The sequence below is a fragment of the Salinicola rhizosphaerae genome, assembly GCF_014652715.1.
Classification (GTDB): Bacteria; Pseudomonadota; Gammaproteobacteria; order Pseudomonadales; family Halomonadaceae; genus Salinicola; species Salinicola rhizosphaerae.
The window spans coordinates 292,123-318,171 of the sequence record NZ_BMZI01000005.1 but is presented as its reverse complement, the minus strand read 5'-3'; the positions used below and the strand labels follow the sequence as shown (position 1 = coordinate 318,171).

Below are 26,049 nucleotides of genomic sequence, written 5' to 3'. Positions count from 1 at the left end.
CACCACAGACCGCACGCCACTACATCAGGTAGTGAAGTGCAGCTCTGGGGACGTCGATAGCAGGCATCATCAGCACGGGGCGGTTTACTGCACGATGAGGCGGTGCAGCCGGAGGAATGCCATCTCCGTTCACTTACTGTATCCAGCCCGCGGGGCCGCGGCAAGCCCGGCCCGACGGGGTTCTGCGACGGTATCCGGCTGGCTGCCGCTCATGGCTGGACCAGCCAGAGACTGCGGTAAGGGCGAAGGATGTCGCGTTCGTCCGGGTGGGGGCTCCAGCGCTTGCCGTCTTTCAATACGTCGTACCACTCGCCATCGTCGAGTTCATCGATCTCGAGCGGCTGGCGCTTGTCGCTGATGTTGTAGATCGCCAGCAGTCGACGGCCGTTTTCCAGCGGGCCGCGCTCGATGGCGAAGATGCCGGGCGGCGTGTCGAGCACGCGTTGGGCGGCCTCCGGGTGAAAGCAGGGTTCGTTGGCGCGAATGTTGAGACGCCGCTTGAGCGAGGTGAAGGCTTCGCGCGTTGGCGTGCTGCGGCTGTCGATCAGCTCGTCGAGCTCCTCTTTCGGCCAGCGACGCCGATTGATCGAGCGCAGCTTGCCGCTGCGTTCGACACCGCCATGGTCGTTGAGTGTGGCGGTCAGCGTGTGGAAATAGACGCCCGGTATGCCCTGCAGTGCCAGCATCAGGTTCTGGCTGCAGAGGAAGCGTTCGACCTGCCAGGCATCGGCGCCGCGACGGGTGCCCTTCATGGCATCGTAGTAGGTGATATTGATCTCGTAGGGCGAGTCACTGCCGTCAGAGTTGGTCTTCATGCTGACGTAGCCGCCGAAGCGGTGCATCAGTTCGAGCAGGATTTCCAGCTCGTGAGGCGGCAGCAGTCCCTCGAGCGCGCGCACGCCGATGCCGTCGTGGCTGGCGGTGAAGTTGAAGTAGGTGCACCCCGGCGGCAGCTGCGGCAACGAGCGCGCCCAGTCCGAGAGTACCGACGCGTCGCCGCTGGTCAGGGTATGCACCAGAAGCGGAGGCAGCGTGAACTGATAGATCATGTGCGCCTCGTCGGGCCGGGCGTCGGCCTGCGCCTCGCTCCCCTGTTCGGGGCTCTGGTTGTCAGAGGGCTGATTTTCGAGACTCGGCGTTTTGGGTCCCAGCCTCTCAAGACCGAAGTAGCTCATGTTCTCGTGATGCGGCACGTTGGTCTCGGTAATCAACAGCGTACCCGGCGCGACGAAATCGAGGATCGCGCGCAGCAGTCGAACGATGGCGTGGGTCTGCGGCAGGTGAACGCAGGAGGTGCCGACCTCTTTCCAGAGATAGGTCACGGCATCCAGGCGGATGGTGCGCGCGCCTTGTTGTACATAGAACAGCATGATGCCGATGAATTCGATCAGGACATCCGGGTTGGCGAAGTTGAGATCGATCTGGTCCTCGGAGAAGGTCGCCCACAAGTAGCGCGTGCCGCGGCGGGTAGACACCGGCACCAGCAGCGGTGAGTTGCGCGGTCGCGTGACCATCGAAAGATCCGTTTCCGGATCCATCTCGATGAAGTAGTCGCGGCCGGGCTGGGTGCCGGAGAGGTAGTCGGTGAACCAGAGAGAGTCTCGGGAAACGTGGTTGATTACCAGATCGACCATTAGATCGACGCGTGAGGCGAGACGCCTGACATCCTGCCAATCGCCGAGTTTGGGATTGACCTCGCGATAGTGGATCACCGAGAAGCCGTCGTCGCTGCTCCAGGGGAAGAAGGGCAGAATATGCAGGCCGCTGAAAGTGCCGTTGAGGCGCGTGGCGAGGAAGTCGTCGAGCACTTCCAGTGGCGGGCGTTCGCCATCGATGATGGTATCGCCGTAGGTGATCAGGATCTGATCCCGCTCGCTCCAGGTTGGCCGCGGCAGGCCATCGATTGCACTTTGCTGGTGCACCAGCAGGGTCATCAGGCGTCGCATGATCTCGTCGCGACGTGGCCCGTAGACCTCTTCAAGCCGCGCGTTGGCGCGTTCGATGAACTCTTTTTCGGAAAGGGCGGTGTAGCTTGCGGCGCGACTGGGCATGGTTGGGCGGTTCCTGATGCAGCGAGGCCTGGAGCGAAGTGAGAGGGCACGCCGGTGTCGATGCGTCACCGGATGTGACCGAATCGTCACTCTATCCTTGCAGAAGATGGGCCAACTTGAAAATCGCCCGCGAATTCCGGCGTATTTCCGGTATCTTGCGCAACCCGTTACAATCGCGGAATGAAATCATTCTGCGTGGCGACCGCTGCGATCGCCCGCTTCGCCAGGTAGAGAGCCGATGCATTGTCCATTCTGCGGTGCGCAAGATACCAAGGTCACCGATTCGCGGCTGGTCGCGGAAGGGGACCAGGTGCGCCGTCGCCGTCAGTGCGCCGCCTGCGGCGAACGCTTCACCACCTACGAGACGGCCGAACTGGTCATGCCCAGGGTGGTCAAGGCCGACGGCTCCCGCGAGAGCTTCGACGAACAGAAGATGCGTGCCGGCATGTCGCTGGCGCTGGAGAAACGCCCGGTCAGCGTCGAGTCGTTCGAGGCTGCGGTGGAGCGCATTCGCCAGCGGCTGCGGGCCCGTGGCGACCGCGAGGTCGAGGCCCGCGAAATCGGCGAAGAGGTCATGGAGATGCTCAAGCGTCTCGATCACGTGGCCTACATCCGCTTTGCCTCCGTCTACCGCCGCTTTCAGGACCTGGATGAGTTTCGCGCCGAGATCGACCGGCTGGCGCAGGAGCCCAAAGAAACGGAGCGCGAGGATGCCGCGCTGGGCGAGCGCAGTAGCGAGGCAGCGAGGTCGAGACCATCGGAGTCGAAGAGGAAATCCTGAGGCCGGCATCAGCGCTGACGCCGGCTGACCGATTCCCGTCCGCCGGCGGCGGTTCCGCTTCCTTCGACGAGCCTCTTCGCGAAAAGCCATTACGTCTGTGAGCCGTCATGTCCGAAAATCCCGAAATCGTCGGCAACGCCGAAACGTCCAAGTCTCCCGACGAGTCCCGCGGCCAGACGCCTGAGGTCTGGATGAGCCGCGCCATCCGTCTCGCGCGACAAGGCTGGTACACCTGCGACCCCAATCCGCGCGTGGGCTGCGTTCTGGTCAAGGAAGGCGTGCTTGTCGGCGAGGGGTATCACGCCCGAGCCGGTGAAGCGCACGCCGAGATCAACGCACTCCGGGCCGCCGGTGAGGCGGCCCGGGGCGCGACCGCCTACGTCACGCTGGAGCCTTGCTCGCACACCGGGCGCACCGGCCCCTGCAGCGTGGCCCTGGCCGAGGCCGGTATCGCGCGCGTTGTCGCCGCGATGGAGGACCCCAACCCGCAGGTGTCAGGCCGCGGCTTCGCGAGACTCCGCGAGGCGGGTGTCGAGGTCGAGGTCGGACTGCTAGAAGCCGAAGCGCGCACGCTCAATCCAGGGTTCATTCGACGCATGCGGGATGGTCTGCCGCGGGTGACGCTCAAGATGGCGATGAGCCTGGACGGGCGGACTGCCATGGCCAGCGGCGAATCCCAGTGGATCACCGGCCCGGCGGCACGCCAGCAGGTTCAGCGGCTACGGGCGTCGTCCAGCGCGATACTCACCGGCGTGGAGTCGATCATCTTCGATGATTCCCGGCTGACGGTTCGAGCGGGTCAGCTAGGGTTGGACGATGGCGAATCGATCGCGCGGCGCCAGCCACTGCGTGTGGTGCTCGACAGCCACCTGCGCCTGCCGCTGGCAGCGGCCTGTCTGAGTGAACCCGGACGCACGCTCGTGCTGACGCTCGAATCCCCCGACAGCCCGCGCTGGCGCAAGCTGGAAAAAGCTGGTGCTTCCGTGGTGGCAATGCCGGCCAATGCGCAGGGCCGCGTCGCGTTCGATGCCGTGCTGCGCTATCTGGCGACCGAAGAGAGCTGCAATGAGGTGCTGGTCGAGACCGGGGCGACGCTGGCTGGTGCGCTGCTGGAGGCCGACTGCGTCGATCAGCTCGAGCTCTTCGTCGCGCCGACACTGCTAGGCAGCGAGGCGCGGCCGCTGTTCGCCTTGCCCGGGCTGGCCACGATGAGCGAGCAGCGCCGCCTGGTCATCGATGATATTCGGGCGCTCGGCGACGACTGGTTGATCAGCGCCAGGCCACGACCGACTTCCTGACGTGCCGACCATGGTCGGTTTCTCGATAGGGTCGGTTTTTCGACATGACCGGATTTGCGACACAGTAGCGCCGGACATGACCGACAGGTAGGCTGTGCCGCATCTCACAGGACGAATTTGCAATGACGACCGCGCAACCGACAACGCTTGCCAGCATCGAGACCCTGGTTGAAGAGATTCGACAGGGCAGGATGGTCATCCTCATGGATGACGAGGATCGCGAGAACGAAGGCGACATCATTGTGGCGGCCGAATGCGTCGAGGCTGGCCACATCAACTTCATGGCTCGCCACGCTCGCGGCCTGATCTGCCAGCCAATGACGCGCCAGCGCTGCGAGCAGCTCGACCTGCCGCTGATGGTCAGCGACAACGGCTCCGGATACGGTACCAAGTTCACCGTCTCCATCGAGGCGGCCAAAGGTGTCTCGACCGGCATCTCCGCCGCCGACCGTGCCTTGACCGTGCGCGCTGCAGCCGCGCGCGACGCGCGACCCGCCGATATCGTTCAGCCTGGCCACATCTTTCCGCTGATGGCAGAGGCGGGTGGGGTCCTGCGCCGGGCCGGCCACACCGAAGCCGCGTGCGATCTTGCCGCCATGGCCGGCTTCGAGGCCACCGGGGTGATCTGCGAGATCATGAACGATGACGGCAGCATGGCGCGCCGGCCGGAGCTCGAGCGCTTTGCCGCCGAGCACGATATCAAGATCGGCACCATCGCCGACCTGATCCACTACCGCATGCTCAACGAGCGCACCGTCGACGCGGTGGAAAGCAGCGAGGTGACGACTGCCTTCGGCGAGATGACGCTGCACGTGTTTCATGATCGGATTCAGGACACGCATCATCTGGCGCTGGTCACGGGGACCCCCGAGCGGAGCAAGCCAACGACGGTTCGCGTTCACGGGGGCGACGCTCTGGGTGACATTCTCACGCTCTGCCGCGGTGACAGTCACTGGACGGCCTACACCGCGCTCGAGGAGATCGCCCGCGCCGAGGCCGGTGTGTTCGTGCTGCTCGACGACACGACCCCGAAAGGGGATCTCAAGAGCCAGCTCGACGTCGTTCTCGGGCGACGCCCGGCGCCGCGTTCGAGTGCCTCCGATGGCGCGGGCAATTTCCTTTCGATCGGTACTGGCTCACAGATCCTGCGCCAATTGGGCGTCGGCAAGATGCGACTGCTCAGCTCGCCATGGCGTTTTTCGGCACTTTCCGGCTTCGACCTGGAGGTAGTAGAGCTGGTCAGTGGCGACGCCTGAAAGCCCCGTTTTCACACGGCTCGAGGCCCATCGCCGCGCGCATTTGCCGCGGTTGACCCCGTGTCCCGCGCGGCGTGATAAGATGGCCGGCTTCGTGTCGTCGAGACGCCTGCTGGCGTCCTTCACCCAGTCTGTTTTATCTTGCGCGCAGTTTGATTCAAGCGACATTCACCTGGCGCAGTGACTCCGGAACCCGACAATGCAACCGATCGCTCAACTGGAAGGTCAGTTCACCGACGTCGAAGGGCGCTACGCCATCGTCGTCGGCCGTTTCAATCACCACGTCGTCGACAGTCTCGTCGAGGGCGCGGTCGATAGCCTGATGCGTCACGGCATCAGCGAGGAGAACATCGAACTGATTCACGTTCCCGGCGCCTGGGAGCTGCCGCTGGCGGTCAAGCGCGTGCTGCAGGTCTCTCGGCCGGATGCGGTGATCGCTCTGGGCGCGGTCATCCGTGGCGGAACGCCGCATTTCGAGTACGTTGCCGGCAACTGCAACTCCTCGCTCAGCTCGCTGCAGCTCGAATTCGATACCCCGATCGCCAACGGCGTGCTGACGGTCAACTCGATCGATCAGGCCGTCGAGCGCGCCGGCACCAAGGCGGGCAACAAGGGCACCGAGGCAGCCATGGCGGCGATGGAGATGGTGTCACTGTGCAAGCGCCTGGGAGGTGAGGCATGAGCGTCTCTTCACGCCAGCCGACACCGGCTCAGGAAGCGCGGCGCGCGGCTCGCGAACTCGCGGTTCAGGGGCTCTATCAATGGCAGATGACCGGCAAGTCGATCACCGCCGTCGAAGCCGAGTTCCGTGCCCAGATCGCCGACGAGGACCTGGAAGACCACGAGAACTGGCACAAAGTGATGCAGATCGCCGATCAGGCGCTGTTTCACGACCTGCTGAACAACACCGCCCGGTATCAGGCCGAGCTCGATCGCACCATTGCGCCACTGCTTGACCGTCGTCTGGAGGACCTGGATCGCATCGAGCTGGCGATCCTGCGTCTGGGAGCCTACGAGCTGAGCCATCGCCCCGAAGTACCTTATCGGGTCGCGATCAACGAAGGCGTCGAGCTGGCCAAGATCTTCGGTGCCACCGACGGTCACAAATACGTCAACGGCATCCTCGACAAGCTCGCCTCGCGCCTGCGGGGAGCCGAGGTCGCCGCGCGCCGTCGTTGACATGACCCGTGCCGCATTGAGTGAGTTCGAGCTGATCGCTCGCTATCTGTCGCGTCCGACCGGTGGCGAGCGTATCGACGTTGCCGTCGGCAATGGCGATGACTGCGCCGTGTTGACGCCCACGCCCGGCCACCAGATCGCGATCAGTGTCGATACGTCGGTCTCGGACGTTCACTTCCCTCACGATGCACCACCGGCGGCGATCGGCCATCGCGCGCTGGCGGTCGCCTTGAGCGATCTCGCCGCCATGGGCGCGCGCGCGCGTTGGTGCTGCATGGCGCTGACGCTGCCGGCCGTCGACGAAGACTGGGTCGAGGCATTTGCCGAGGGCTTTCAGACGCTGGCGTTACGCAGTGGCTGTGCCTGGATCGGAGGTGACGTCACGCGTGGCCAGCTCGCCGTCAGCGTGACGGTTCATGGCGAGCTTCCCGCCGGTAGCGCGCTCAAGCGCAGCGGCGCGAAGCCGGGCGACGTGATCGCCGTGACCGGTTATCCGGGGCGCGCGGCCGCCGGTCTCGAGCGCTGGCAGCAGGGCGAGCGCGATGAGACGCATCCGTTGCTGGCTGCCTATCTGCGACCGGAACCCCGGCTGGCTGCCGGCGAGGCGCTGCGCGGGCTTGCCCACGCGGCGATCGACATCTCCGACGGTCTGGTGGCCGACCTTCGACACTTGATGACGGCCTCCGGCGTCGCTGCTCGTCTGGAGATCGAGTCGCTGCCGCTGGCGACGCCGCTGCGTGCAACGCTCGAAACCGAGACGGTCCGTCGGTTGGCGCTCGGTGGTGGAGACGACTACGAGCTGCTGCTGACACTGAACGAGTCGGATCTGCCTGAGGCCCAGCGTCGGCTGGCCGCGCTTCATCTGCCGCTGACGGCCGTGGGTCGGGTTGTTGAGGGAGACGGCATCCACGGTCTCTCGCCGACCGATCTTGCGCATGACGGATGGGATCACTTTCCGGAGGTCGCTTCATGAACCGGGCCCCATCCAGTGTCTGGCGGCGACCGACGCATTTCCTCGCCTTCGGGCTCGGCAGCGGCGCGGTACCGTTTGCTCCCGGCACCTTCGGCACGCTGGCTGCCATTCCGTTCTACTGGCTGCTTTCCGGCCTGCCGCTGACGATCTACTTCGGCCTGATGGGCGTGGCGACGCTCGTCGGCATCTGGCTCTGCGAGACGACCTCGCGGGATCTCGGCGTACACGATCACTCCGGCATCGTGTGGGACGAATTCGTCGGCTACTGGCTGACGATGGTCGCGGTGCCGTTCTCGTGGGAGGCCGCGCTGTGGGGCTTCGTCGTGTTTCGCGTGTTCGACATCATCAAGCCGTGGCCGATCCGCTGGGTCGATCGGCGTGTCGCCGGCGGTATCGGTATCATGTTCGACGATATACTCGCGGCCGTTTATGCCTGGTCCGTCATGCATCTGTGGTTCTGGCTGCATTGAGCTACGAGCCACGACCGCGCCGGTTTCGGGGCGCGATAGACAACAGCTACGAGCGGAACACTAGCTTTAGATATCGCTGAATCAGAGTCAATTCCAGGGAGTGGAGCATGCGCAAGGCCGTTGTCGCGGGAGTCGTGGTGATCGTCGTCGCTGGTGCCGGGTATCTGGGCGCGCAGGCGTATTCCAGCCAGCGCTTCGATGACGAGGTCGGTAAACTGGTGGCGCGAATGGATGCCAGTCCCGCCTGGAACGTCAAGCGGGATCAGATCGATGCAGGCTGGTTTCACTCCAGCGGGCGTATCATGGCGACCTACCGTGATGCGCCGCCGGACCAGCCCGTGGTCATCGAGATGCCCTATCAGGCGGATCATGGCCTGCTCGAGACGAAGCTCGCGGGCGAAGGGCAGGTCAAGGTCGGCGATGACACGCTGTTCGGCGATCTGCTGCAGAGCCAGCAATCCCTGCGCTGGAGCGGACGCTTCCTGACCCGCGAGCAGAAGCTCGAGGCCAAGGTCGAGGTGCCGTCGATCTCCCAGCAGGTGAGCGTACCGGCATCGGAAATCGATGGCGAGATGATCCCGGCCCGCGATCTCCAGGTCGATTTCGGCGGTTTGACGCTCGACATCACGCAGCACGAGGATAGCCTGACGCTGAATGGCACTTCGCCAATGCTACACCTGGCGGACGATCAGGCCGACGTGCGTCTCGAGAATCTTGGCCTCGAGGGGCAGTTCCAGGGCGACGAGCAGGCGTTCGAACAGTCGCTGACGCTGACCTTGCCGACCACGACCGTCACCCCGAATGGCAGCCCCGATGTTGTCACGCAAGACGTAAGCTACGCCCTCCGAGCCAAGCTCGATGCCGATGCCTTCGATGCCCACTTCGATGCCGATCTGGGCGAAACTCGGCTGCAGAATCAGACCCTTTTGAAGGGCGGCATGTCGATGACGCTGGATCACGTCGATGGCGATGCCTACCGGGCACTGGCGAGCGGACTCGATGCGCACTGGCCCGCGATCCAGTCGGCGCTGGATGCCGAGGACGATAACGCCCTGGCCCAGGCGCTGACGCCGGTGCAGCCTGCCATTCACGATATTCTGGCCGGTTCGCCACAGCTATCGCTCGATCGACTTCAGGCCGATAGCGCGCTGCTCGGCATGCAGATGACCGGCAAGGGCAGGCTCGCCTTCGATGGCGAGCAGCTGCCGGCCTGGGGGCCTCAGGCGCTCGACCGGGTATCTACCACGCGTGATCTGATTCGCCGTATGCAAGGGCAGCTGACACTCACGGGGGCGCCGCCGTTGCTGGCGCTGGCGTTGGGTCTGCCTCTCGCCAACGGTCCGCTCCAGGTCGGTCTGGACGATGGTGTGCTGACGGTCAACGGCCAGCCGATGCCGCTGCTGCCGCCGGCATCGCCATAACCGCGCCCGGCAAGTAAGCCGGTGCCATGGCTGGCGGGTCACCGGTCTCGCGATCTTCGGCCGCGGCGAGCCGAGGCTTTATGCTTTCGCTGCGAACAATCGTCGATGCGTGACTTGAACTCCCGGCTCCGCGCCCGCATTCCTTGATCATTCGGCCAGGATCGGCCAACGACTCAAGGTGAATGATGAGCGATCACAATTCGGGTGCCGGCGACGATGTCGTCGGCAACGACGTCGGCGGAGCCCACTTCGATTCGCAGCATGACGATCAGGGCGGGCAAGGCCAGCAATCTTCGATGACGGGCGCCGTGGTCCCTTCCGGCGATACGCTGCCGGAGCGGATCTATCTTCTGCCCATTCATAACCGTCCGTTTTTCCCGGCGCAGGTCCAGCCGCTGATCATCCAGCGTAATCGCTGGGAAGAGACTATGCAGCGGGTCTCCAACACACCGCACCACATGGTCGGGGTCGCCTTTGTCGGCGAGGTCGGCATGGATGAGCTGAACCCCGGCAGCTTTCCCGAGATCGGTACGGTGGTCAAAGTCCATCGGGCGCAGAACGAAGAGCAGCAGATTCAGTTCATCGCCCAGGGCACGCGTCGCTTTCGAATTCACCGTTGGCTCTCCAAGACGCCGCCGTATCTGGTCGAGGTCTCCTATCCCCGAGAGCCGGTTGACGCGGAAGCGGAAGAAGCCCGCGCCTATGCCATGTCGCTGATCAATGGCATCAAGGAACTGCTGCCGATCAACCCGCTTTATGGCGAGGAGCTCAAGAGCTATCTCAACCGCTTCAGCCCACACGAACCCGGCCCGCTGACCGACTTCGCCGCAGCGATCACCTCGGCCAAGGGGCGCGAGCTTCAGCAGGTGCTAGAGACGCTGCCGATCATGGATCGGATGCAGCGCGTACTGCCGCTGCTGCGCAAGGAGATCGAAGTCGCCCAGCTGCAGAATCAGATTCAGGAACAGGTCAACTCGCAGATGCAGCAGCATCAGCGCGAGTTCTTCCTGCGCGAGCAGCTGAAGGTGATCCAGAAAGAGCTCGGCATCTCCAAGGATGACCGCGAAAGCGATGTCGATAGCTTTCGTGGTCGTCTCGAAGCGCTTCAGGTGCCCGAGCGGGTCCAGGAGCGCATCGATGACGAGCTGAACAAGCTGTCGGTACTCGAGACCGGCTCGCCGGAGTACGGCACCACGCGCAATTATCTTGACTGGTTGACGTCGCTGCCGTGGGGCATCACCTCCGAAGACCAGCTCGACCTTCAGCGCGCCCGGGGAGTACTCGACCGGGACCATGACGGCTTGGCCGATGTGAAGGAGCGCATCATCGAGTTTCTCGCCGAAGGTTCGTTCAAGGGCGATGTCGGCGGCTCGATCGTGCTGCTCGTCGGCCCGCCCGGCGTCGGCAAGACCTCGGTCGGCCGCTCGATCGCGGAGGCGCTGGGACGCAAGTTCTATCGCTTCTCCGTCGGCGGCATGCGTGACGAGGCCGAGATCAAGGGACATCGCCGTACCTACATCGGTGCGATGCCGGGCAAGCTGGTCCAGGCCATGAAGGAGGTCGAGGTCGAGAATCCGGTGATCATGCTCGACGAGATCGACAAGATGGGGCAGTCGTTCCAGGGCGACCCGGCGTCCGCGCTGCTCGAGGTGCTCGACCCCGAGCAGAACGTCGACTTTCTCGACCACTATCTCGATGTGCGCATGGATCTTTCCAAGGTTCTGTTCGTCTGCACTGCCAACCAGCTCGACACGATCCCCGGGCCACTGCTTGACCGCATGGAGCAGATTCGACTTTCCGGTTACATCGCCGAAGAGAAGGTCGCGATCGCCAAGCATCATCTATGGCCGAAGCTGCTCAAGCGCGACAACATCCCGAAAAAGCGCATCAATCTGACCGACGCGGCGCTCAAGCAGGTGATCGAGGGTTACGCGCGTGAAGCCGGCGTGCGCCAGCTCGAGAAGCAGCTCCACCGGATCGTGCGCAAAGCGGCGGTCAAACTGCTGGAGAGCGAGCAGGAGACGGTCAAGGTCTCGGTCAACAATCTCGAGGAGTTTCTCGGTGCCCCGCTGTTCCGTAAGGAGAAGGTGCTCAAGGGCGTGGGCGTGGTGACAGGGCTGGCGTGGACCGCGATGGGCGGTGCCACGCTGCCGATCGAGGCGACCAAAGTGCATGCGCTGACGCGCGGCTTCAAGCTCACCGGCAAGCTGGGCGAGGTAATGCAGGAGTCGGCCAACATCGCTTACAGCTATACGTTGGGCCATCTCGGGGAGTATGGTGCCGATGCCGATTTCTTCAACGAGGCATTCATTCACCTCCATGTGCCGGAAGGCGCAACGCCCAAGGATGGCCCCTCCGCCGGCGTGACCATGACGACGGCGCTGATGTCGCTGGCCAAGAACCGGAGCATCGATCGTCCGCTGGCAATGACGGGCGAACTGACGCTGACTGGCCAGGTGCTGCCGGTGGGCGGGATCCGCGAGAAGGTGATCGCCGCCCGGCGCAGCGAGATCTTCGAGCTGATCCTGCCGGATGCCAACAAGCGCGACTACGACGAGCTGCCGGATTATCTGAAGGCGGGGATGACCGTGCATTTCGCCAAGGTCTATCAGGATGTGGCCAAGGTGGTCTTCGGGCGTTAAGCAATCTTCATTGTCGTCGTGGTAGGGTTAGGCAGAGTCGGCGCGACGATCGACGAAATCGATGAGGAGCAAGAGATGTCAGGAAAAGCCACGATAACGCGTTCGAGACGCTACCTGATGACGAGCGGATTGTTGCTCGCGACGGTGGTACTGAGTGCCTGCAGCTACACGCCGGCGCGTATCGATCCGGAGCCGGCGGTCATTATCGGTGATGGGGACCACAGCCACGGCAACGGTGATTTTTGCCCGCCGGGCCAAGCCAAGAAGGGCAATTGCTGAGCGATCTGTCGGGTTTCGCCGATCGATGCGGCGCGCTGGTTTCTGTCTTTTCCACATGACAGGCCAGCGCGCCGCGCTCGTTTCGAAGTGGCCAAGGCCTGAGTTGCGAAACGAGAGTTGCGCTGCCAACCCCGTAGCCGGACAATCGCGGCTCACTGCTCAATTGCTCGAGAGTTGTCATGAGTTTCGAAAGTGCCGTCACCTTTGCGCTGGCGATCTTCGTCTTTGCCATCACCCCGGGACCGGGCGTGTTCGCGCTCCTGGCGCGAGGCATGAGTCAGGGCTTTCGTGGCTGCCTGCCGATGGTCGTCGGAATGACGGTCAGCGACGTGGTCTACCTGATTCTGGCGAGCTTTGGACTGGCGGCGCTCGCGCAGCACTGGGGTGAGGTCTTCGGCGTGATCCGGGTTGCCGGCGCGATCTATCTGTTCTACCTCGGCTGGAAGCTTTGGCGAGCTCCGGTCGCACTGGACGACGCGAGTTCGTCCAGCGAGATCGGGAGTGTATGGCAGGGCGTGCTGCAGGGTTTTCTGATCTCTGCCTCCAATCCCAAGGTCATTCTCTTCTACATCGCTTTCCTGCCGACCTTTATCGATCTCGGCCAACTGAGTGCGAGCTCGCTTTCGCTACTCGTTGCGCTTGCCGTGATCGCGCTGCTCGCTGGACTAAGCCTGATCGCGACCAGTGCCTCCCGCGCCCGCAGGCTGTTTCGTTCCCCCGGCGCGCAGCGCGGGCTCAATCGCGGTGCGGGCTCGCTGATGATCGGCGCCGGTGCCTGGTTAGCCGCCAAGGGCTGAAACGCTGCCATCGTCGTCAGGCTGAGCGACTGGCGGTATTTTCACTCTCCCTCGTCGCCGTAGTACTGGACCCCGATCTGGATCAAGTCGCGCCCCTGCGCCTTGCGGTGCAGATTGCTGTCACGCAGTGAGTAGACGCAGCCGCAGTACTCCTGCTGATAGAAGCGCTCTCGCTTGCTGATCTCGATCATCCGCTGGGAGCCGCCTTTCTTGCGCCAGTTGTAGTCCCAGTAGGCCATGCCGTCGTAGGGTGCCGCCGCGCGGTGGCCGCAGTCGTTGATCTGCGCCATGTTCTTCCAACGCGAGATTCCCAGCGAGCTCGAGATCAGGGAGTAGCCGTGTTCGTGAGCGTAGAGTGCCGTGCGCTCGAATCGCATGTCGAAGCACATGGTGCAGCGCACGCCGCGTTCGGGCTCGTACTCCATCCCCTTGGCCCGCGCGAACCAGTTGTCGGTGTCGTAGTCGGCGTCGATGAATTCGATGCCGTGCTGCTCGGCGAAGCGGACATTCTCCTCCTTGCGCAGCAGATACTCTTTCTTGGGATGAATATTGGGGTTGTAGAAGAAGATCGCGTAGTCGATTCCCGAGACGTGAAGAGCTTCCATCACCTCGCCCGAGCAGGGCGCGCAGCAGGAGTGGAGCAGAAGCTTGTCATGTCCTCGGGGTAGCGTCAGCGAATCGCGTTCTGCGGCGGTCGTCATGATCGTATCCGGTTGGGCGAGTCTGGGTCAGCCCCGCATGGTGCGACTCGCCCGCGACGAGGTCAACGCCGGGAGCGGCTGACCAACGCGACGCCGGCGGCGGCCACGGCCATGCCGAGCCAGGCGATCGGGGGCATTGGTTCATCGATCAGCCACCAGGAGAACAGCGCTGCACAGGGCGGTACCAGGTAGAACAGCGCCGACACGCGCGAGGCTTCCCCTCGTCGGATCATTGCCAGCAGCAGGGTGATGGCGATCAACGAATTGCCGATCACCAGATAGGCAAGCGAGATCCCGAGCGCGGGACTCCAGGCGAGCGAGAAGTGGCCGAACAGAGCGATCAGAGGAAGCGTCGTGATCAGACCGGTCACGTACTGGATCACGTTGGCGCTGACGGGGTGAAGCTGGTTGCCGTATCGCTTCTCGTACAGTGTGGCGCCACTCATGCCGATCAGGCCGGCGACGGCAAGCGCGAGACCCAGCGGCGTCACGCCCTCGATGCCGGCGCGGCCCAGAATCACGATGATGGCGCCCAGGAATCCCAGTCCGAATCCGAGCCAGCGCCTGAGACCGATGGTTTCTCCAACCATCGCCGGCGCGGCCAGTGCGACCAGGATCGGCTGCAGCGAGACGATCAGCGCTACGACGCCGGCGGAGCTGCCAAGCGCAAAGGCGCTGTAGCAGCAGCCGAAGTAGACCGTCTGAATCAGAAAACCGACGACGGCCTGATGGCCCCAGTCGGCGGGCCGCGTCGGCATGGCCGGCCGTATCCAGAGCCATACGGGCACCATCAGCGCCAGTACCAGGATGAATCGCAGGCCCAGAAACAGCAGCGGATCCGCCTGCTGGGTACCGATCTTGGCGATCGGAAAGCCTAGTGACCACAGCAGCAGAAACAGTGCGGGTGCCGTTGCTAGCCACAGAGGTTTACGAGGCGCTTCCTCGACGGCGGACTGAGGGTGTGACATGAAAAATCCGTTGTTGTGTCGTTATGACGTCGTCGTGTCGTTATCAAGCGCTCATGTCGTTATTAAACGATAGCGCCATGGCGAGAGCGCGCTTTGACCGCTCGAGGAGAATCGAGAGTCGCCGGGGGTTGTTGTTGTGAAGGCGTTGGCCGGCCGGGTCGAGTTTGCCCGCGATCGAGTCGACTTGCCACCGCGGAGCCGACACCTCTCGACTGTGATTGACGGTCCCGCGTTTCGCCAATCGCGACGCGCGGGTCCAGGAGAGGCTGATCAGTCCCGCTCGATGCTCAGGCCGGCCCAGGACTGGCATACCGGCATGATTTCGAGACGGTTGATATTGAGGTGGGGCGGAAGCGTGGCGGCATGGAAGATCTGCTCCGCCACATCTTCCGGCTGAATGGGTTCGACGCCACCATAAAGGTTGTCGTGGGCCTTCTGGTCGCCTTTCATGCGTACCAGCGTGAACTCGGTCTCCGCCATGCCGGGTGCGATATCGGTGACCCGCACGCCGGTGCCCTTCAGGTCGCAGCGCAGGTTATAGGAGAACTGGTTGACGAAGGCCTTGGACGCGCCATAGACGTGGCTGCCCGGGTAAGGCCATAGCGCGGCGGTGGAGCTCAGATTGATGATGGCCGCGCCGCGACCGACTTCGATCAATGTTGGCAGCAGCGTGCGGGTCACGTTTAGCAGCCCCGTGACATTGGTGTCGACCACGGTCTGCCAGTCGTCGAGGCTGGCTTCCTGCGCCGGACCGGCCCCCAGCGCCAGCCCGGCATTGTTGACCAGGACCTTCACGGATTGAAACGTCGATGGAAGCGCCGCGACGACCGCTTCTACCTGCGCTCGATCGCGCACGTCCAGCGGTGCGGTGTGTACGGGAACGATCCCGCCGAGTTCGCGCTCGACATCCGCCAGACGCTCTTGACGACGGCCCGTCAGCACGAGCGCCCAGCCGGCATCGGCGAATCGCTTGGCGGTGGCGCGCCCGAATCCGGAGGTGGCACCGGTGATGAAGGCTACGGGAGAGGGCTGACTCATGGTGACTCCTGTCGACAATGTGCGTGAAAGAGGTATGGATGCCCTCGTCGTGATGGGGCGATATTTCAAGAGTGGGTGCCGCTTCTTAAGACCGCTCTCGGTCGATGGCGGGCTCGCTGTGACGGCGTCGCTTTGTCAGCCTAGACGATCCTGGCGCGTGCGGGCGATCGGTCGTTGTCGGCGTCCGCCGACAACGCTTCGCAATTTGTGTAAAACCCGGTGATTACCTGAAACCGGTCTACCTTTCCGTTTCTGTTTGGTTACACTTTGCGGCGATACCGTGCTCGCCTCCATCATGCGAGCCGACCCTCGTCTGCCATGACGCGAACCGCCTTGTCATGGCAGTAGCCAAACCCTTCTGCTCCAGCGCCCGATTACTGACCGACGAGCTCTCCATTACCTGGCAGCGGGTGGTGCAGCCCGCGAGTCTCGCCTCGCGAGACGATCTTGCAGTCATGATGCCGAGCGGTGACGTTCGGCGAGGAAGGAGGTAGCGCGATGGCCACCCTGCAAAAACGACGATACTACGGCCTTGAATGGCTGCGCTTTCTGATGGCGCTGTGGATGGTCGCTTACCACTTCGGCGGCCTTTATGGCGATATGCCTGGCGCGCTTCGCAGTCTCATCGGCATGGGCTTTTTTGCCACCAGCACGTTTTTCATGCTTTCCGGATTTCTGCTCGCTCACGTGGCGCTCGACCACGCCGGCGAGATGAAAACGCGTGGCCCGATTTTCATCGCCAAGCGGTTGTGCAACCTCTACCCGATTCACGTCATCACGCTGCTGCTCTCGCTCGGCATGCTGCTGATCCAGTATCCAATCAATCCGGAGGGTGTGCATGTCTACTTCAACACCCATCCCTATCTGCCGCTGAGCGACGAGGCGCGCGCCGTCTTCAAGGAACGTCTCTCCTGGCCCAGTGCGCTGGCGCATATCGGTCTGCAGCTCTCGCTGCTGCAAGCCTGGGAGCCACGTTTTCTCTGGCTCAATGGCGCCTCCTGGTCGATTTCGGCGCTGCTGTTCTTCTATGCCTGCTTTCCCTGGCTCGCGCCGAGACTGATGCGGGTTCAGCGCTGGGGATTGGCCCTGCTCGCTGTCTGGGGCCTCTATGCGCTGGGCCCGCTGATCGCGACCCTGATGGGCTCCTTCGACTACATCACGGTGGGCATGCTGCATCGTAACCCGCTGTTTCGTCTGCCAGAATTCGTTGCCGGCATTCTGCTTTATCGCGCCCTGCAGTCGCCGGCCGTCAGCGAGACATTCCGGCGCCTGCGTTATCCACTGCTCGCGCTGGGGCTCTGCGGGATTCCGGTGGGCGCCTGGCTGCTGCGGCTCGATGGGCTGCACCTTTACTATCTCACTCACAATGGACTGCTGCTGCCGTTCCAGGCGCTGGTGCTGCTCGGCGCTACGGCTTTCGCGGCGCCCTCGCGACAGCGCGTGCGGGATTGGGCGCAGCGCCTTGGCGAGGCGGCCCTGTGCATCTTCGCGATACACACGCCGTTGATCGGACCTTTCGCACGACTGACCCGAGCGGCGCTGTCGAGCTGGGATCAGGGTGCCGTCATGAGTGGCGGCAATGCGGCGCTGAAATTCGCGCTCCCGCTCTGGACGATGGCGTTTCACCTCGCGGCAATCGTTGCGCTGGCGCTGTTGATGCAGCGCTTCGTGGTGGCACCGACAAGGCGCTGGCTGGAGGCGCGGCTACCTAGCAGTGGGCAGCTACAGGGACGGCTGACAACCGCCGAAGCCTGATTCGCCCGTTCCGTCAGCGCCGTTACGGTCGCAGGTTACGCACCTCCAGCGCGATTCGGGCTGGCGGTATGTAGCGTCGGGACAGCGCGAGTTAACTCATTGGCGTGCAAGTTGCGATATCCTATAGCGACAGCCGAATCGATACGGGATACCGTCGGTCGATTCCGATCGGGAACTCAGCGCTAAGGAATCTGCATGAAGGGAGCCATAGGTGTGGGATTGGTTGGCTACGGAATGGCCAGCAAACGATTCCACGCGCCGCTAATCACGGCCCAGGAAGGGCTTTCGCTCGTTGCGGTCGCCAGTCGTGATGCCGCCAAGGTGCGCGCCGATCTGCCGGACGTACCGGTAGAGGCGACGCCGGAAGCGCTGTTCGCACGTGACGATATCGATCTGGTCGTCATTCCCACCCCTAACGCGACGCACTTTGAGCTGGCCAGTCAGGCGCTCGCAGCCGGCAAACATGTCGTCATCGACAAGCCTTTTACCGTGACCGTTGCCCAGGCCGAGCAGCTCTGCGCTCAGGCCGAGAAGAGCCAGCGTCTGCTGTCGGTGTTCCACAACCGGCGGTGGGACGCCGATTTCCTGACCGTGCGTAACCTCATCGACAGTCGCTCGCTCGGTGACGTCGTCCACTTCGAGTCGCATTTCGATCGCTTCCGCCCTCAGGTCGCCCAGCGCTGGCGAGAAGAGCCCGCGCCGGGAGCCGGCGCCTGGTTCGATCTCGGCGCGCATCTGGTCGATCAGGCGCTGGTGCTGTTCGGCCGACCGCAATCGATCTGGCTAGACCTGGCCAATCAGCGTGATGGTGCGCTGGTCGATGACTATTTTCATGCCGTGCTGCGCTACGCGGACAAGCGCGTCATTCTTCATGGCGGCACGCTGGTCTCCGCGCCAAGTGCACGATTCACCGTTCACGGCACGCGTGCGAGCTATCTCAAGCACGGGCTCGATCCACAGGAAGATCTGCTCAAGCGCGGCGATCGCCAGCCGGCACCGCACTGGGGCGAGGACTGGCGTCACGGCATGCTGACCATCGGCCAGGTGCGCGAGGGCAGCCAGCCCGAACTTCACGAAGTGCCCACGCTGCCGGGCGACTACCCGGCCTTCTACAGCGGCGTCCGCGATGCCATTCTTGGCCGCGCGCCGCTGCCGGTTACCGCCGACGAGGCGCTTCAGGTGATGAAGCTGCTCGAAGCCGGCGCCCGCAGCGCGACAACCGGGACCGCCGTCGAGCTCTGAGGTTTGCCAGCAAAGGGCACCGTCACGCGCCTGGATGGCATTCTCAAGGAGGCGGTCATGGATGCTCGGGGCTCTGACTCATAACATGGAGTGATGACTCAAAACCCGGATCGATGACTCGACAAAAGGAATGCCGGCAACGATCGCCGGCATTTTTCCTGTTGCAGTGGTCACAGACTGTGTAGCTGGTCAGTCATACGAAGACTCAAGTCTCTTGGCGTCGCGTCCTGCCAAGCCGTAATTACCTTCACTTCATGACCGTCTGCGGTCGAACCGGCGAACGCATTCGGTCTGAGGAAATTTCGGGCTCGATACTACCGTCGGGTGAGCGCAGCTCGCCGTTGCGCTTCAGTAGCCAGGAGGCGATGGCGGGTGCCATCAGTGCCGATACCAGCACGCAGGCGGCGACCTGAGTCGTGGCAACACCAACGTACGATTGCAGCGAGGGGTCGGCTGCCGCCGCGATGGCCGGTGTCGCGATCGAGTTGCCGGCAGTCGTGCCGGCGGCGAACCCGATACCGCTTCGGGGACCGCGCTTGAGCAAGAAACGATAGCCTAGATAGACCAATCCGCCCGTCACTGGGGCGACGACGAGGCCCAGCGCCAATCCGCTGATCCCGCCGCTCAGTACGTCGGTCAGGTTGATGCCGGTGCCTAGGCCGAACGAGAAAAACGGAATGACCATCTCGGGCACCGGGCGCAGAACCTCGGTCCATTTGGGATCCAGGTTGCCGACGAGAATGCCCAGCAGCAGCGGAACGATTGCCGCCAGGAAGACTTCGAGCGGGATATCGGCGAGGCCAGAAGCGCCGATCAGAATCAGCGTGAAGAAGGGGCCGTCGTTGATCGCGCTGGCGATGTAGGCACCGCGGTCGCGTTGGTCACCGTAGCGCCCGGTAAACGCCAGCCAGATGCCGCCATTGCTGTTATCCATGGCCGCGAGCATCGCCAGGATCGAGATGCCGAACAGGCCGTGCATGCCTGTGAGCAGACCGAGCAGCGCGATCAGCACGCCGGGAACCACACTCTTCATCAGCAGAATGACACTGGCAGTCCCGACGATGGGGCCGGCGTTGCGCGGCGTGATCTGCATGCCGGTCGCGAAGATCACCAGCCCCATGAATGCCATCGCGCCCTCCTTGAACAGCGCGGTGGTGAAGCTGCCGATATCCAGCGCAGCCGGCGCCAGCGTGCCGACGATCGAGCCGAGAATCAGGGGCACGATCATCAGGCCGCCGGGGATGCGATTGAGCGTATCGTAGATCGGTACGCGAGAGGCGGGAGTCGACATGTGCTGTTCTCCATGTCTGTCGGACGGGTAGGCCGCGCGAGTTCAAGTGGCACGGTCGAGAATGTCGTTCGGTGGGTGGGCTCAGGTAATGACGCCGATCTGCCAGGGTACGAACTCCTGCTGGCCGTAGCCGTGGCGCTCGCTTTTGCTCTTCTCGCCGGAGGCGAGTGACAGCAGGCGCTGGAAGATCGCCTCACCGAGCTTGTCGAGGTCGGTCTCGCCGTCCACCAGCGCGCCGCAGTTGATATCCATGTCGTCGTTCTGGTGTCGCCACAGCGCGCTGTTGGTGGCGAGCTTCATCGAGGGCACCGGCGCGCAGCCGAAGGCGCTGCCGCGGCCCGTGGTGAAGGCGATCAGGTTGCAGCCGCTGGCGACCTGTCCGGTGACCGATACCGGGTCGAAGCCGGGGGAGTCCATGAACGCGAGCCCTTTCGCTCGCATCGGTTCGGCGTATTCGAGCACCTCGACGAGCGGTGTCGTTCCGGCCTTGGCGACCGCGCCGAGCGACTTCTCCAGGATGGTGGTCAATCCGCCGGCCTTGTTGCCCGCCGAGGGGTTGTTGTCGAGTGAGGCGCCGCGCACGCGGCAGAACTCCTCCCACCAGTGGATGCGTTCGATAAGCTTCTCGGCGACCGCGGGACTCACCGCTCGGCGCGTGAGAAGGTGCTCGGCGCCGTAGATTTCCGGTGTCTCGGCGAGGATCGCGCTGCCGCCGTGAGCCACGAGACGATCGACTGCGGCGCCGAGTGCCGGGTTGGCGGTAATGCCTGAATAACCGTCGGAGCCACCGCACTGCAGTGCGACTCGCAGGTGCTCGGCACGGCAGGGGACACGCTCGACGTCGTTGGCTTCTTTCAGCAGCGTCTTGATACGGACGATCCCCTCGGCGATCGCCTTGGTCGTGCCACCGATCTGCTGAATGGTGAAGGGGTGGAGCTTCGGACCGACCTCGAGCCCCTGGGATTCGATCATGGCGTCGATCTGGTTGGTCTCGCAGCCCAGGCCGATCACCAGAACGGCCGCGAAGTTGACGTGCCGGGCATAGCCGGCCAGCGTGCGCCGCAGCATCTCGAGCGCTTCGCCGTCGGCGGCAACGGCGCAGCCGACGCCGTGAGTCAGCGCCACCACACCGTCGACATTCGGGTAGGGCGCCATGGCCTCTGGGTGAACGTCGCGCCGAAAGTGGTCGGCAATCGCATGTGCGACGGTAGCGGAGCAGTTCACCGACGTCAGAATGCCGATGTAGTTGCGCGTGGCAACGCGGCCGTCCGCGCGCGGAATACCCATGAAGGTTGCCGGCTCCGCCACCGGCTGGACCGGCTGTACTTCGCTGCCGATGGCATAGCCGTCGGCGAGGGTCTGCTCATGCGCGGCGCCTTCCAGATCGCCGATATTCAGGTTGTGGACATGGACGTGATCGCCGGCGGTGATGGGTTGGCTAGCGCGGCCGATGACCTGGCCGTAGCGACGGACCTTGTCGTTGGCAGCCAACGCGCGTACCGCGATCTTGTGGGCCGCTGGAACGGCCGTGGCGAGAACGACTCCCGGCAGCACTTCGGTGCCGGCAGGTAGTGGCATCCTGGCGATGACGACATCGTCCGAGGGGTGAAGGCGAATCACCGAGTCAGGGGCCTCGGTGGCCAGCGCGATGCGTGTCATGGGTGTCTCCCGAGCAAGCATTTGGACTTTGGTCTATACGACGTTTGTTTTAAAAATTGTTTTTAATCAGCAATTTATAAGCTTGACGAGGCAATGTAGTCTGCTCGGGAACTGCTTGGATACTGAGAGTTGCTGATGTGGCGATAACCTTTCTGCATTCATCCAAGGTCGCAAACGGGAGCGCCCCATGACGCCGACGCTGGACACGCTGATGTCGAGACTCAAGTTGCGCCAGTTGCGCCTGCTGCTGGCGTTGGAGGAGTGCGGTTCGATCCACAAGGCGGCCGAGCAGGTCGCGATTTCGCAACCGGGGGCGACCCGGGCGCTCGGCGAAATCGAATCGATGTTCGACGCGGCGCTCTTCTCGCGCAGTGCTCGTGGGCTGGAGGTCAACGATCTCGGGCGGTGCGTGGTGCGCTATGCGCGTCTGATCCAGAACGACCTGGCACATCTGCGCGAAGAGATGATCGGTTTGCAGCAGGGATTTGGCGGCCACCTTGCCGTTGGCGGGACGATGGGCGCGATTGCGGCCATCGTCGATGTCAGCGTCAAGGTGCGTGCCGAGCAGCCGTCGCTGTCGCTGCAGATCGTGGAGGACACCAGCGAGGGCCTGCTGCGGCTGCTCGATCAGGGGCGTGTCGACATTGCGCTCTGCCGTTCGCGCTTCGGTCGTCGACCTGATGAGTACCACTGTCGCGGCAGTTTTCCGGAGCCTTTGTGGGTCGTCTCTCATCCCGAGCATTCGCTGACCGGTGCGGTCGCCCCCGAATTCGAAGCGCTGGCCGGCGAGACCTGGATCGTCTACCCCGTCAGCATGCCGAGAATGCTGGAGCAGGAGTTCGTGGCGACCGGCGTGGCGCTGCCATTTCGCGCCATCGAGATCTCATCGACCTACGCCATTCTGGCGATGCTCGAGCAGGATCGGGGCGTGCTGGCGCTGCTGCCCGAGCGTGTCGCCGAGAACCCCGTGGCTCGAGGCCAGATAGCGAAGATCGACTACCGTCTGCACACGCAGAATCCGCCTTTCGAACTGCTCTGGCGGCGTGACCGTGAGCTCTCTCCCTCCGCCCGTCGCTTCATCGCGCACTACGCGGGGGCGCTGGAGGAACCGCTGCAGGATCATTGAGTGGGTGCAGTTGGACACGGAGCCAAGGGGATAGGCAAAGCTGGATGACGACGACGAACCGGCCATGAAGCGGGGCGTTTGCGAGAAAATCGTTTGGCGACTATGTTTTAGGCGAACGCTGAGCCACGGCTCGTCGTCCCGGCAACATGGCGTTGCCATCGTGACATCGCCCTGAATCCATTTGGGCATGCCGCGGATGAACCTTGGGTTCTCGACGAGCATCATTGGAATTAAGGAGGATTCACATGAAAAAGCTCAACGCTGCCATCTTTGCCGCCATGCTCGCGCTACCGACGGCTGCCGCCTTCGCCCAGGACCAGGCGCCCGCGGTCAGCCCGGAAAGCGGGTCTGCCAACACCCAGTCTGGCGGTTCGTCACCTTACGATGCGCAAGGCGCCACGGCCGCAGAAGGCGGTTCCGGCTCTCTGCCATCCGAAAATAACCTCCCGGACGAGAACAACGGCCAGACCGGCTCCGCGAACACGCAGCCGGGCAGCCTGAAAGCCGCCGGTCCCACAGCACAGGACAAGTCTGCCGCCCAAGGCAAGATTCACGGTGATTCGATGGAAGGCAACCACGGTGTCGACTCCGCTCAGGACGTCGACCCCGAGTCCTGAGTTCGTCCGATTCGCTCGCGATAGACAGATGTCGTTTACCAAACGTCAGTTAACGGCATCTCGTCGATAGGTTCTGCCCCGCTGCTTGCGGGGCATTTTTGTATGCCGGATAGAAACTGCGTTATCCGGTAAGTTCTGTATTCTCGGCTAGCACCTGCGTCAGGGAAAAACGCTCACCGCTGGCCGCGATGTTCACCTACCACCAGCTTTCCGATTCGCGCTCGCTGCGCAGTTTGTCCCGGGCAATATAGAGCGCCGCGATCGCGCGTGCCTCGTGGAAGTCCTCTCGCGCCAGAAGGCCGGTGATGTCCTCGATCGGGTGCGATTCGACCAGCAGCGGTTCCGGCTCGTCGCCGTCCAGACGTTTTTCGTAAAGATCGCTTGCCAGCAGCACGTGCATCCGGTGATTCATGTAATTCGGGGCCAGCGACAGCTCGACCAGCGGTTCGATGCGGTTGGCGCCGTAGCCGCACTCTTCCATCAGCTCGCGGTTGGCGGCGGTGATGATATCTTCACCCGGGTCGACCAGACCCTTGGGCAGCGTCAGCGCATACTCGTCGAACCCGGCAGCGTACTCGCGGATCAATAGCACATGATCCGGGTCCGGCATCGCGACCAGCATCACGGCGCCGCTACCCTTGCCCTTGAGTCGTTCGAACGTGCGCTCTGCGCCATTGGCGAAGCGCAGCTCGAGTTCCTCGATCGCGAAGAGCCGGCTGCTCGCCAGGTCGCGTCGCCGGAGAATGCTGGGTTTGGTCGGGGAAATCTCTGATGACGCCATGCGGCCTCCGTGCATCGAGCGGGTTGCTCTTCGTACAATACGCAACTCGGCGCAGCGGCGACAGAAGACGTTACTGCGAGTGCCTGTCGCGCCTTGAAGGGGTGGCCTGGCGCCCCCATTGAAAGCGGTCGAGGTGAATGTGCATATGAGCGATACGGTTCGAATCGACAAATGGCTGTGGGCCGCGCGCTTCTTCAAGACGCGCCAGCTTGCCAAGAAGGCGATCGAGGGCGGCAAGGTTCGCTACGATGGCAGTCGGGTCAAGACCAGCAAGAATGTCGAAGTCGGCGCCATGATCGAGCTTCCCCAGGGTTGGGATACCCTGACTGTCGAGGTCGTCGAGCTCTCCGCGCAGCGTCGAGGCGCGTCAGAGGCCCAGCGGCTCTACGCCGAGACAGCGGAGAGCCGCGAGCGTCGTGAACGCGAGGCACAGCAGCGCAAGGCGGCCAACCAGATGATGCAGCCGCCAATCAAGCGACCGGACAAACGTCAGCGCCGAGACATTCAGCGCTTCCAGCGTCAGCCCAACGACGACTGAGCGGTTTGCCACGCATTCGCTGTCCATACACGTATTCGCTGCCCATAGCGAGTTTCGGCAGCGTTGCCGGCGGCACTCCCGCCCCATGGTTCCCAATATTTTCCTGTGCTGTCGGCGTGGCGCTCCCGCCAGCCAGGTTGACGAGATGTAGCTCATGAATGACGAGATTCAGCGTTTCCTGTTCGATGACACCAACGTTCGCGGCGAGATCGTTCAGCTGGAAGCCGCCTACACAGAGGTGCTCGCGCGCCACGACTATCCGGCGGCCATTCGCCACCAGCTCGGTGAGCTGTTGAGCGCCGTGGCGTTGCTGACCGAGACCGTCAAGATCGACGGCACGGTCAGCCTCGAGGTCCGCGGCAAGCAGGGCGTCGACGTGCTGATGGCGGAGTCCAACCCCGGCGGGCAGCTGCGTGCCATCGCGCGGTTCGACGAAGCACAGCTCTTTGCCGACAACGCCACGCTGCGTCAGCTGGTTGGCGATGGCCATATCGTGATCACGCTCGATCCCGCCGAGGGCAACCGCTATCAGGGCATCGTGGCGCTGGATCGTGATGACCTGGCGGGCTGTCTCGAGGCCTACTTCGAGCAATCCGAACAGCTGGCGACACGTCTCTGGCTGAGCGCCGATGGTTCGCGTAGCGCAGGGCTTTTGCTGCAGCAGCTACCTGACGATGCGTCCAACAAGGATCCCGATGCGTGGGACCGAGTCGTCCATCTGGCCACGACCGTGCGCGATGAAGAGCTTCTGACGCTGCCGGCACAGGATGTGCTTTATCGGCTCTTCCATGAGGAGACGACGCGGGTCTTTACGCCGAAGGCGCTCGAATTCGGCTGCACCTGCTCGCGGGAGCGCTTCGCCAACGCGCTGCATACGCTGGGCGCCGACGATCTTCGCAGCGTGCTCGACGAGCAGCAGGCCATCGATACGCAGTGCCATTTTTGTCATACCCGCTATCACTTCACGGCGGCGGAGGTGGAGGCGATCATCGATTCGCCCGAGGCGCCATCACCAACGCTGCATTGAGGATGGTGCCGCCACGCATTAAGTCTTCGATCAAAGGTCAATTGACGGTCACGGCCCGGCGTTTGCGCGCCGGGCCGTTTTTGCCATAATGGCCTACCTTTTTGACCCGCCGGGTGTCGAGGCTGCCGCTCCCGCAAGAACGGTTCGTCGGCGAGGCGG

General features: G+C 63.4%; 24 protein-coding genes and 1 riboswitch. Of the genes, 17 read left to right on the top strand and 7 right to left on the bottom strand.

Annotated elements, in window-relative coordinates; translation table 11 throughout:
• Window positions 1–53: 53 nt before the first annotated feature.
• A riboswitch (Fluoride riboswitch) is annotated at window positions 54–136 on the bottom strand.
• A 73-nt stretch (window positions 137–209) separates the two neighbouring features.
• Entirely contained in the window at window positions 210–2,051 is a 1,842-nt protein-coding gene (locus IE125_RS12890; RefSeq protein WP_189445082.1) for a sugar phosphorylase, read from the bottom strand.
• Window positions 2,052–2,289: 238 nt separating this feature from the next.
• Between IE125_RS12890 and nrdR the strand changes: the two genes are divergently transcribed.
• The 11 genes from nrdR to IE125_RS12835 all read left to right on the top strand — a co-directional run bounded on the left by nrdR (window position 2,290) and on the right by IE125_RS12835 (window position 13,147).
• Window positions 2,290–2,832, top strand: coding sequence for a transcriptional regulator NrdR (nrdR, locus tag IE125_RS12885; RefSeq protein ID WP_189445081.1), 543 nt, complete (start codon window positions 2,290–2,292; stop codon window positions 2,830–2,832).
• A 191-nt stretch (window positions 2,833–3,023) separates the two neighbouring features.
• Window positions 3,024–4,130 carry a bifunctional diaminohydroxyphosphoribosylaminopyrimidine deaminase/5-amino-6-(5-phosphoribosylamino)uracil reductase RibD gene (ribD, locus tag IE125_RS12880; protein WP_229809115.1) on the top strand — a complete coding sequence of 369 codons (1,107 nt, stop codon included), beginning with the start codon at window positions 3,024–3,026 and terminating at the stop codon, window positions 4,128–4,130.
• A 122-nt stretch (window positions 4,131–4,252) separates the two neighbouring features.
• Window positions 4,253–5,386 carry a bifunctional 3,4-dihydroxy-2-butanone-4-phosphate synthase/GTP cyclohydrolase II gene (ribBA, locus tag IE125_RS12875; RefSeq protein ID WP_189445079.1) on the top strand — a complete coding sequence of 378 codons (1,134 nt, stop codon included), beginning with the start codon at window positions 4,253–4,255 and terminating at the stop codon, window positions 5,384–5,386.
• Window positions 5,387–5,585: 199 nt separating this feature from the next.
• The gene (gene ribH, locus IE125_RS12870; RefSeq protein WP_189445078.1) at window positions 5,586–6,068 is read left to right on the top strand and encodes a 6,7-dimethyl-8-ribityllumazine synthase; all 483 of its coding nucleotides are present in this window, start codon (window positions 5,586–5,588) and stop codon (window positions 6,066–6,068) included.
• On the top strand, window positions 6,065–6,565 hold the full coding sequence (nusB, locus tag IE125_RS12865) for a transcription antitermination factor NusB (RefSeq protein WP_189445077.1): 501 nt from the start codon (window positions 6,065–6,067) through the stop codon (window positions 6,563–6,565). Before ribH ends, nusB begins: the two co-directional genes overlap by 4 nt.
• Window position 6,566: 1 nt before the next feature.
• Window positions 6,567–7,538: a thiamine-phosphate kinase gene (thiL, locus tag IE125_RS12860; protein ID WP_189445076.1), complete on the top strand. Its 972-nt coding sequence runs from the start codon at window positions 6,567–6,569 to the stop codon at window positions 7,536–7,538.
• Window positions 7,535–8,008 (top strand): phosphatidylglycerophosphatase A family protein, encoded by a 474-nt coding sequence (locus IE125_RS12855; protein ID WP_189445075.1) that lies wholly within the window; start codon window positions 7,535–7,537, stop codon window positions 8,006–8,008. Before thiL ends, IE125_RS12855 begins: the two co-directional genes overlap by 4 nt.
• 107 nt (window positions 8,009–8,115) lie before the next feature.
• On the top strand, window positions 8,116–9,429 hold the full coding sequence (locus IE125_RS12850; protein WP_189445074.1) for a DUF945 family protein: 1,314 nt from the start codon (window positions 8,116–8,118) through the stop codon (window positions 9,427–9,429).
• 185 nt (window positions 9,430–9,614) lie between these two features.
• Complete coding sequence (gene lon, locus IE125_RS12845) at window positions 9,615–12,071, top strand: endopeptidase La (protein WP_189445073.1); 2,457 nt, start codon at window positions 9,615–9,617, stop codon at window positions 12,069–12,071.
• A gap of 75 nt (window positions 12,072–12,146) precedes the next feature.
• Window positions 12,147–12,350: a hypothetical protein gene (locus IE125_RS12840; protein WP_189445072.1), complete on the top strand. Its 204-nt coding sequence runs from the start codon at window positions 12,147–12,149 to the stop codon at window positions 12,348–12,350.
• A 179-nt stretch (window positions 12,351–12,529) separates the two neighbouring features.
• Window positions 12,530–13,147: a LysE family translocator gene (locus tag IE125_RS12835; RefSeq protein WP_189445071.1), complete on the top strand. Its 618-nt coding sequence runs from the start codon at window positions 12,530–12,532 to the stop codon at window positions 13,145–13,147.
• 41 nt (window positions 13,148–13,188) lie between these two features.
• Here the strand turns inward: IE125_RS12835 and IE125_RS12830 are convergent, their stop codons facing one another.
• The 3 genes from IE125_RS12830 to IE125_RS12820 all read right to left on the bottom strand — a co-directional run bounded on the left by IE125_RS12830 (window position 13,189) and on the right by IE125_RS12820 (window position 15,854).
• Window positions 13,189–13,848, bottom strand: a complete 660-nt coding sequence (locus tag IE125_RS12830) for an epoxyqueuosine reductase QueH (protein WP_189445070.1) — start codon at window positions 13,846–13,848, stop codon at window positions 13,189–13,191.
• Between the two features lie 62 nt (window positions 13,849–13,910).
• Complete coding sequence (locus IE125_RS12825) at window positions 13,911–14,816, bottom strand: DMT family transporter (protein ID WP_189445069.1); 906 nt, start codon at window positions 14,814–14,816, stop codon at window positions 13,911–13,913.
• A 270-nt stretch (window positions 14,817–15,086) separates the two neighbouring features.
• The gene (locus IE125_RS12820; RefSeq protein ID WP_189445068.1) at window positions 15,087–15,854 is read right to left on the bottom strand and encodes an SDR family NAD(P)-dependent oxidoreductase; all 768 of its coding nucleotides are present in this window, start codon (window positions 15,852–15,854) and stop codon (window positions 15,087–15,089) included.
• Between the two features lie 498 nt (window positions 15,855–16,352).
• Between IE125_RS12820 and IE125_RS12815 the strand changes: the two genes are divergently transcribed.
• Together IE125_RS12815 and IE125_RS12810 are read left to right on the top strand one after the other, a co-directional pair.
• Window positions 16,353–17,609, top strand: a complete 1,257-nt coding sequence (locus tag IE125_RS12815) for an acyltransferase family protein (protein WP_189445067.1) — start codon at window positions 16,353–16,355, stop codon at window positions 17,607–17,609.
• Window positions 17,610–17,804: 195 nt separating this feature from the next.
• Window positions 17,805–18,851 (top strand): oxidoreductase, encoded by a 1,047-nt coding sequence (locus IE125_RS12810; protein ID WP_189445066.1) that lies wholly within the window; start codon window positions 17,805–17,807, stop codon window positions 18,849–18,851.
• A 247-nt stretch (window positions 18,852–19,098) separates the two neighbouring features.
• On the opposite strand, the gene IE125_RS12805 is transcribed toward IE125_RS12810, so the two are convergent.
• Window positions 19,099–20,142, bottom strand: a complete 1,044-nt coding sequence (locus tag IE125_RS12805) for a 2-keto-3-deoxygluconate permease (RefSeq protein WP_189445065.1) — start codon at window positions 20,140–20,142, stop codon at window positions 19,099–19,101.
• Between the two features lie 81 nt (window positions 20,143–20,223).
• Window positions 20,224–21,801: a UxaA family hydrolase gene (locus tag IE125_RS12800; protein WP_189445064.1), complete on the bottom strand. Its 1,578-nt coding sequence runs from the start codon at window positions 21,799–21,801 to the stop codon at window positions 20,224–20,226.
• 187 nt (window positions 21,802–21,988) lie between these two features.
• On the opposite strand from IE125_RS12800, the gene IE125_RS12795 reads away from it, so the two are divergent.
• Both IE125_RS12795 and IE125_RS12790 read left to right on the top strand, forming a co-directional pair.
• Window positions 21,989–22,927 (top strand): LysR family transcriptional regulator, encoded by a 939-nt coding sequence (locus IE125_RS12795; protein WP_189445063.1) that lies wholly within the window; start codon window positions 21,989–21,991, stop codon window positions 22,925–22,927.
• A 245-nt stretch (window positions 22,928–23,172) separates the two neighbouring features.
• A complete protein-coding gene (locus IE125_RS12790) occupies window positions 23,173–23,544 on the top strand; it encodes a hypothetical protein (protein ID WP_189445062.1) in 372 nt (123 codons plus the stop codon).
• A gap of 196 nt (window positions 23,545–23,740) precedes the next feature.
• Here IE125_RS12790 and nudE read toward each other — a convergent pair whose 3' ends face one another.
• The gene (gene nudE / locus IE125_RS12785) at window positions 23,741–24,325 is read right to left on the bottom strand and encodes an ADP compounds hydrolase NudE (protein WP_189445061.1); all 585 of its coding nucleotides are present in this window, start codon (window positions 24,323–24,325) and stop codon (window positions 23,741–23,743) included.
• A gap of 145 nt (window positions 24,326–24,470) precedes the next feature.
• Between nudE and IE125_RS12780 the strand changes: the two genes are divergently transcribed.
• Window positions 24,471–24,863: an RNA-binding S4 domain-containing protein gene (locus IE125_RS12780; RefSeq protein WP_189445060.1), complete on the top strand. Its 393-nt coding sequence runs from the start codon at window positions 24,471–24,473 to the stop codon at window positions 24,861–24,863.
• Between the two features lie 154 nt (window positions 24,864–25,017).
• Window positions 25,018–25,890, top strand: a complete 873-nt coding sequence (gene hslO, locus IE125_RS12775; RefSeq protein ID WP_189445059.1) for an Hsp33 family molecular chaperone HslO — start codon at window positions 25,018–25,020, stop codon at window positions 25,888–25,890.
• Window positions 25,891–26,049: the final 159 nt, after the last annotated feature.